The organism is uncultured Sunxiuqinia sp., from assembly GCF_963974515.1.
In the GTDB taxonomy this organism is placed as follows: domain Bacteria; phylum Bacteroidota; class Bacteroidia; order Bacteroidales; family Prolixibacteraceae; genus Sunxiuqinia.
Window position 1 is genome coordinate 1 of the sequence record NZ_CAXBDD010000136.1, and the last position, 7,792, is coordinate 7,792.

At 44.4% G+C, this 7,792-nt stretch carries 7 protein-coding genes and 1 tRNA gene; 6 read left to right on the forward strand and 2 right to left on the reverse strand.

Translation table 11 applies throughout. The features are described from left to right. Position 1 precedes the first annotated feature (1 nt). Positions 2–75: transfer RNA gene (locus AAC033_RS17455), tRNA-Pro, on the reverse strand. A gap of 238 nt (positions 76–313) precedes the next feature. Between AAC033_RS17455 and trxB the strand changes: the two genes are divergently transcribed. After that, positions 314–1,312 (forward strand): thioredoxin-disulfide reductase, encoded by a 999-nt coding sequence (gene trxB / locus AAC033_RS17460; protein ID WP_339740493.1) that lies wholly within the window; start codon positions 314–316, stop codon positions 1,310–1,312. 85 nt (positions 1,313–1,397) lie between these two features. On the opposite strand, the gene AAC033_RS17465 is transcribed toward trxB, so the two are convergent. Continuing rightward, positions 1,398–2,642: a pyridoxal phosphate-dependent aminotransferase family protein gene (locus AAC033_RS17465; protein WP_339740495.1), complete on the reverse strand. Its 1,245-nt coding sequence runs from the start codon at positions 2,640–2,642 to the stop codon at positions 1,398–1,400. Between the two features lie 158 nt (positions 2,643–2,800). On the opposite strand from AAC033_RS17465, the gene bamD reads away from it, so the two are divergent. From bamD to recN, 5 genes are all read left to right on the forward strand, one after another. Beyond that, positions 2,801–3,607: an outer membrane protein assembly factor BamD gene (bamD, locus tag AAC033_RS17470; protein WP_339740497.1), complete on the forward strand. Its 807-nt coding sequence runs from the start codon at positions 2,801–2,803 to the stop codon at positions 3,605–3,607. Positions 3,608–3,613: 6 nt separating this feature from the next. Continuing rightward, positions 3,614–3,949, forward strand: coding sequence for a DNA-directed RNA polymerase subunit omega (locus AAC033_RS17475; protein WP_339740499.1), 336 nt, complete (start codon positions 3,614–3,616; stop codon positions 3,947–3,949). A gap of 12 nt (positions 3,950–3,961) precedes the next feature. After that, positions 3,962–5,170 carry a bifunctional phosphopantothenoylcysteine decarboxylase/phosphopantothenate--cysteine ligase CoaBC gene (gene coaBC, locus AAC033_RS17480; RefSeq protein ID WP_339740501.1) on the forward strand — a complete coding sequence of 403 codons (1,209 nt, stop codon included), beginning with the start codon at positions 3,962–3,964 and terminating at the stop codon, positions 5,168–5,170. 48 nt (positions 5,171–5,218) lie between these two features. Beyond that, complete coding sequence (locus AAC033_RS17485; RefSeq protein ID WP_339740503.1) at positions 5,219–6,130, forward strand: DUF4835 family protein; 912 nt, start codon at positions 5,219–5,221, stop codon at positions 6,128–6,130. Between the two features lie 18 nt (positions 6,131–6,148). Continuing rightward, a partial coding sequence (gene recN, locus AAC033_RS17490; protein ID WP_339740505.1) for a DNA repair protein RecN occupies positions 6,149–7,792 on the forward strand: 1,644 nt, incomplete at its 3' end.

Sequence of the window (7,792 nt, forward strand, 5' to 3'; positions counted from 1 at the left end):
GTCGGGATGACAAGATTTGAACTTGCGACCCCTCGCCCCCCAGACGAGTACGCTACCAGACTGCGCCACATCCCGATTAATTTTTACTTCACCCTTGATTTCGTCTATTTGCAATAATCTTGGTTGAAGCGTTTGCAAAAGTATATAAAGAAGGGAATTCTGCAAAATTAATTTAAACTATTGATTGACTATTTTCAATAGTCTGCCTCTATCGCGCCTTCACTATTATTGATGAATCAAATGTTGTATATATCTCGATGTTGTGTAATTTTGCCGTGTCGTTTTTAATAAAAAAAAGCTAAAAATAAAAGTCATGTTTAAATCACTAGATCTTAAGGAAAGCGAGAAGCCTAAAAATGAACCTGTGGGCGAGGCAGAGCGCGTAAAATGTCTGATTATTGGTTCAGGTCCTGCGGGCTATACGGCGGCTATTTACGCCGCTCGTGCCAATCTGAGCCCCGTCATGTATGAAGGACTTCAGCCTGGAGGACAGTTGACTACAACGACCGAAGTAGAGAATTATCCAGGCTATCCTGAAGGAGTAACCGGACCAGTGATGATGGAGGATTTTAAGAAGCAGGCCCAGCGATTTGGCACCGATGTTCGTTATGGCTATGCAACCAAGGTGGATTTCTCAGGCGATATTCACAAAGTGTGGATTGACGATAAAAAGCTGATTGAAGCAGAGGCTGTTATTTTGGCGACTGGTGCAACAGCGAAGTATCTAGGAATTGAGGATGAACAAAAATACGCTGGAGGTGGTGTTTCGGCTTGTGCTACCTGCGATGGTTTTTTCTATCGCGGAAGGGATGTGGCTGTTGTTGGAGGTGGCGACACCGCTGCTGAAGAAGCGATGTATCTTGCTGGATTGGCGAATAAAGTTTACCTGATTGTTCGTCGCGATGTGTTGCGTGCTTCGCGCGTGATGGCTGATCGGGTGAAGAAAATACCAAATATTGAAATTCTTTGGAAGCACCAAACCAAGGGATTGTTTGGTGATGGTGTTGTTGAGGGCGCTACTTTAGTGAAAAATAAAGGAGAGGTTGACGAAGAGGAAGTAAAAATTAAAATTGATGGCTTTTTCCTGGCTATTGGGCATAAACCCAACTCAGACTTTGTTTCCGACTTTTTAGAGACCGATGAAGTCGGCTACGTCAAAACAATACCAGGAACTTCAAAAACCAACATTTCCGGCGTATTTGCCTGTGGCGATTTAATGGACTCAATTTATCGTCAGGCGGTAACGGCTGCCGGTTCGGGATGTAAGGCGGCGATGGACGCAGAACGATATTTGTCAGAGAAGCACAGTTAGTATCAATAAAATAACCATTTAGCAAAAACAAAAAAGCCATGTTGAATTTTCAGCATGGCTTTTTGTTTGAATGTATCTTTTAGGACTAGGCCATGTTTGGAACCTCAGAACCCGCATAGGCTCCCGATTCCAGCTTGTCTCTAACTTCTTTGAATGCCTTGATTGTGATGTCAACATCCTCCAGCGTGTGCATGGCTGTTGGGATCAGACGAAGGATAATTTCACCCTTTGGAATCACCGGATAAACGACAACTGAACAAAAGATGCCGTAATTCTCACGCAGATCCATCACCACATTGGTTGCTTCAACCACGCCACCTTTCATGTAAACCGGTGTAACGGGTGAGTTTGTGCGCCCCAGATCAAAACCAGCTTCTTTTAAGCCCGATTGCAAATTGTTCACCACATTCCACAGTTGTTCGCGAAGTTCTGGTTTTGTTTTCAGCAGTTCCAGTCGTTTCATAGCGCCAATAACCATGGGCATCGGAAGTGATTTGGCAAAGGTTTGCGAACGCATGTTGTACCGCAAGAAGTTACACACGTCGGTGTCGCAGGCTACAAAAGCGCCAATTCCAGCCATTGATTTGGCAAAGGTGCAGAAGTGCAGATCGACTTGATCTTGTACTCCAAAATGCTCGGGCGCTCCGGCACCTGTTGGTCCCATCACACCAAAGCCATGGGCGTCGTCAACGAGCAATCGGAAATTGAATTCCTTTTTCAAAGCAACAATCTCATCCAGCTTGCCCAAATCTCCGGACATGCCAAAAACACCTTCGGTGATAACTAAAATACCTCCCCCTTGCTTTTCAGCCAGTTTGGTTGCACGACCCAGTTGAATTTTCAGGTTCTCAATGTTGTTGTGTGGATAAACATAGCGTTTGCCCATATGCAGGCGCACACCATCAAGAATGCAGGCGTGCGATTCACTATCGTAAACCACCACATCGTTGCGGCCACAAACCGCATCAATAATGGAAACCATTCCCTGGTAGCCGAAATTCAGTAAAAAGGAGTCCGACTTGCCAACATAAGCAGCGAGTTGTCGTTCGAGTTCCTCGTGTTGGTTGGTTTGCCCCGACATCATACGAGCTCCCATCGGATAGGCCAGTCCCCAATCTTTTGCCGCGTCAGCGTCTACTTTGCGAACTTCAGGGTGGTTGGCCAGGCCAATGTAATTGTTTAAACTCCAGGTCAGCACTTCCTTGCCCCTGAAATTCATGCGGGCACTGATTTCACCTTCCAACTTTGGGAAAGCAAAGTAGCCATGGGCTCGTTCCATGTGCTTGCCAATGTCGCCTCTATTTGATCGAAATTTTTCAAAAATATCCACTTCAAAAAGCTTTAAAATTAACTATGCAAAAGTAATTTTTTTTAAGAAGTCTACAAATTTGTTAATTTATATTAAACCAGCGAGTAGATAAATAAAACTTCTGTATTTTGCGGTTCGTATTTTAATGAAAAATGTATCTTTGCGCCATGTTTATAAAAATGAAGAATATAATCGTTTTTGCTCTGTTATTGTTATTGGTCGGCACTGCGTGTAGCGATTACAATAAAATTGTAAAAAGTACAGACTACGAGTTTAAATATAAAAAGGCTCTGGAGTATTATGAAGCGGGCGAGTTTGTGCGTTCTTCCCAACTGCTGAGCGAGCTTGTTAATATTTACCGCGGAACCAGTCGTGCCGATGAGGTATATTATTATTACGCCAAAAGCCATTATGGTGCGAATGATTATTTAATGGCGGGACATTGGTTTCGGACCTTGGTGAAAGATTTTCCAAAAAGTAAATATGCTGAGGAATCACAATACATGATTGGTTATTGTCATTACCTTGATTCACCAAAGCCACGGCTAGACCAGCAAGTAACTCAAAAGGCAATTGATGCCCTTCAATTGTATATGAATTTATACCCCAACAGCGATCGGATTGAGGAAGCAAACCGGCTGATTATCGAACTGCGCGATAAGTTGGTTTATAAATCCTTTCTGAGCGGAAAATTATATTACGATTTGGAAGATTATAAGGCTGCTGTTGTCGCTTTGACAAATTCCTTAAAAGAATTTCCGGATACCAAGTATCGCGAAGAACTCATGTTTATGCTGTTAAGGGCGAAGTATCTTTTGGCTATCAGAAGCGTAGAGGAAAAAAAAGAGGAGCGTTTAACCGATGCTTTGGATGAATATTTTACCTTTGTCGATGAATTCCCGGAAAGTGAACACCGGAAAGAGGCTGAAAAATTCTACGAGGAAACAGCAAGGTTATTAAATTATAACGAAGAGGCTAATTTATAAATAGATATGGATTATAAAAAAATTAAAGCTGAAAGCTCAACGGTTCCAAGAGATTTGAATGACTTGGAAGACCAAACAGGAAACGTTTACGAAACGGTGATGATCCTTGCAAAACGGTCTAACCAGATTTCTTCTGAAATGAAAGAAGAACTGAATCAGAAATTGCAGGAATTTGCTTCTTACACAGACAATTTGGAAGAAGTATTTGAAAACCGTGAGCAAATCGAAATCTCGAAGTATTACGAGCGCTTGCCAAAGCCGACCTTGATTGCTTTTGAAGAATTAAAGCAAGGACAAATTTACCATCGTAATCCTGCGAAAGAAAACCGCAAAGGACTCTAATTGGAAGCCTTTATGAGGCTTAAAGGAAAACATATTATCTTAGGATTGACCGGAAGTATAGCTGCCTACAAGGCGGCTTATCTTTTAAGAGGGCTAGTGAAAGAAGGTGCTGACGTGCAGGTTGTGATGACTCCCGCAGCGAAAGAATTCATTACCCCGGTTACCATGTCAGCCTTATCCGGACGCCCTGTCGCTTCGGAATTTTTTGCTGCCAACGACGGCACCTGGTATTCACACGTGGATATGGGGCAGTGGGCGGATTTAATGCTCGTCGCACCGGTTACGGCGGCTACGCTTGGCAAAATGGCACATGGCATTGCCGATAATTTGTTGGTTACGACCTATATGTCGGCTAAATGTCCGGTTTATCTGGCTCCAGCTATGGACCTGGACATGTTTCGGCATCCTTCAACCTTGAAAAATCTGGACATTTTGCGTTCGTTTGGGAATGTCATTCTTGAACCAGGCGAAGGCGAACTGGCCAGCGGACTGCACGGCAAAGGGCGGATGCAGGAACCAGAACAGCTGGTGGAAGAAGTGGTCGCTTTTTTCTACTCAAAAAAAAAACTTCTGAATAGAAAGGTGCTGGTTACTGCCGGTCCTACCTACGAAAAGATTGATCCTGTTCGTTTTATCGGGAATTACTCTTCGGGAAAAATGGGCTTTGCCCTGGCCGAAGAACTGGCAGAGCAGGGAGCTGAAGTGCTTTTGGTGGCCGGGCCGGTAGGCGTGAAGTTGACGCATCCCAATATTCAACGGATTGATGTGGAGTCGGCAAGCGAAATGCACGAGGCATGCCTGCGTCATTTTCCGGCGATGGATGCGGCCATTATGTGTGCTGCCGTAGCTGATTACCGTCCCAAACAAGCAGCCGGGCAAAAAATTAAGCGCCAGGCGAATGAGATGAGTATTGATTTGGAAGCGACGGCCGACATTGCCGCTTCGCTGGGCAAACTCAAAACGAATCGCCAACTTTTGGTGGGCTTTGCGCTCGAAACAAACGACGGAGAGCAAAATGCCTTGGGCAAACTTCAAAAGAAAAACTTAGATTTCATCGTTCTCAATTCGTTGCAGGATCGTGGTGCTGGTTTTGGGGTGGACACCAATAAGATTACCATTCTTTCGAAAGACAATAATGCTCAACTATTTGAGTTAAAACACAAGGCAGAGGTTGCCGCCGATATTGTTGAAAAGCTGACTCAGGAATTGGCAAAGTTGTAAGACTTCTGCAGAATTTGATTATTTTTACTCCACAGGTATTTTTTGATTATGAAGAAACTAGGCTTCTTATTGCTGTTGGTTTTACTGCTTGTTGGTTCGGGCATGGCGCAGGAGTTGCGTTGCAATATCAGCGTATCGGGCCAGCAGATTCAGGGTGCTAATCGCAATGTTTTTCAGACCATGCAGGCCGACTTGTATGAGTTTATGAACAACCGCAAGTGGACCGACCACGTTTATTCGATGGACGAACGCATTGAGTGTAGTATTTATATTCGACTGACCGAGCAGCTTTCCTCAAACGAATTCAAGGGAAGCATCCAGGTACAGCTGCGTCGGCCAGTGTTCAATTCTGATTATGAAACCCCTTTGCTCAATATCAAAGACAACGATTTTCATGTGGAGTACGTGGAATACCAGTCCATGGAGTTTAATGAAACTTCAAACCGTGACAACTTGACGAACCTGATGGCTTATTATGCCTACGTCATCCTGGGAATGGATTACGATTCATTTTCGCCCAACGGAGGCACAGAATATTTTCAGAAAGCCCAGCAAATCGTAAACAATTCGCAGAACGTGCGTTATGCAGGATGGAAAGCATACGAAAGCGAACGGAACCGGTACTGGTTAGTCGAAAATCTATTGAACAAGTCGTATGCGCCTTTTCGCGATTGTACCTATCAATATCACCGGCTTGGCCTCGATAAGATGCACGAACAGATTGAAGAGGGGCGAGCTGCCGTTGCCGAGTCGCTTCGATCCATTCAGAAAGTATTTCGCTCCCGGCCTTCATTGTATATTTTGCAAATTTTTTTCGATGCCAAATCCGACGAGTTGGTCAATATTTTTTCCAAATCGTATCCGGATGAGCGCAACCGGGTGATGACCATTTTAAATGAAGTTGATCCATCGAATGGAAGCAAATACGAAAAGATAAATAAAGCAGCCGAAGAATTTTAAAAGCTAAAAACCGCCTCCGTGTTACAATCGCTCTATATTAAAAACTACGCCCTGATTGACAAGCTGTCGATTGAATTCAACAGCGGATTTAATATTGTTACCGGGGAAACCGGTGCTGGAAAATCCATTGTGCTTGGCGCACTCGGACTGATTCTTGGTCAACGCGCTGACCTTACGGTATTGCGCGATAAGAATAAAAAATGCACGGTGGAAGGAAGCTTTGCCGTGAAGGAATATTTTCTGGAAGATTTTTTTATTGAAAATGAGCTGGATTACGATGACCAAACTATTTTGCGGCGCGAAATTACACCAGCCGGAAAATCGCGGGCGTTTATCAATGATACACCGGTCAACCTCAAAACCATTCGTGAGCTGGCTCTACGCCTGATTGATATTCACTCGCAACACCAAAACCTGGAGTTGGGTAATCGCCTGTTTCAGCTAAAACTGGTTGACCTGGTGGCAAAAAACCAGTCCATTCTCAGTAATTATCAAAAACGTTTTTCCGAATATTCGACGGCAAAAACGAAATATGCCGATTTGGTCAGCGAGGCGGAGCAAGCCAAAAAGGATTTGGATTATTTTCAGTTTCAGTTTCAGCAACTGGAAGAAGCTAAACTGAAACCGGGAGAACAGTCTGAATTGGAATCGGAGCAAAACCAGTTGGAACATGCCGAAGACATTAAACTTACGTTTGGGCAGCTGAACCAAGACTTGGAAAGTGATGAGCAGGGGGTGCTGACACGTCTAAAGGAACATGTGAACCGACTCAATAAGATGAGTGATTATTTTACAGAGGCCAAGGAATTACACCAGCGCCTGGAATCCTGTTATTTGGAACTGCAAGACCTGGCGGAGGAGAGCTCGGCGGTAGCCGAACGCGTTGAGCATGATCCGGCGCGGATTCAGCTGGTGGCTGAGCGCCTTGATCTGATTTATTCACTCCAGCAGAAATTTCATGTGGCGACGGTTGAAGAGTTGCTGGAAGTTCAGGAGGACTTGGATCAAAAAATAGGGCAGGTGGCTTCGTATGACGAAGAAATAGCTCGCTATGAGCAGTTGATTGCTCAGCAGGAAAAGACCTTAAATGAACTGGCAGCGGAATTGACAAAAAGTAGGACTGGTGTTTCAGAGACTGTTCAGCAATCGGTGGTTGGCATGTTGCAAAAACTGGGGATGCCGAATGCCGTTTTTCAGCTCTACTTTGAGTTGACTGATCAGTTGGGGCAGATGGGGAAAGATGAAGTCCGCTTCCTGTTTAGTGCCAACAAGAGCGCCGAACCCCAGGAAATATCAAAAATCGCATCGGGTGGTGAAATGTCGCGATTAATGTTGGCTTTGAAAAGTCTGATTACTGACAGCAAGTCGCTTCCAACGATCGTTTTTGATGAAATTGATACTGGAATTTCGGGCGAAATAGCGGTAAAAATGGGCGATATTTTGAAAGGCATTTCAACAAAAATGCAGGTTATCAACATTACGCATTTACCACAAATTGCAGCTAAAGGCGATCACCATTACCAGGTGTACAAATTTGATGAAGGCGAAAAAACCTTCACTTCAATTCGTAAGCTTGAAAATAGCGAGCGGGTGGACGAGCTGGCTCAAATGCTGAGCGGCGACCGGAATTCGGATACGGCCCGCGAAACGGCGCGCGAACTG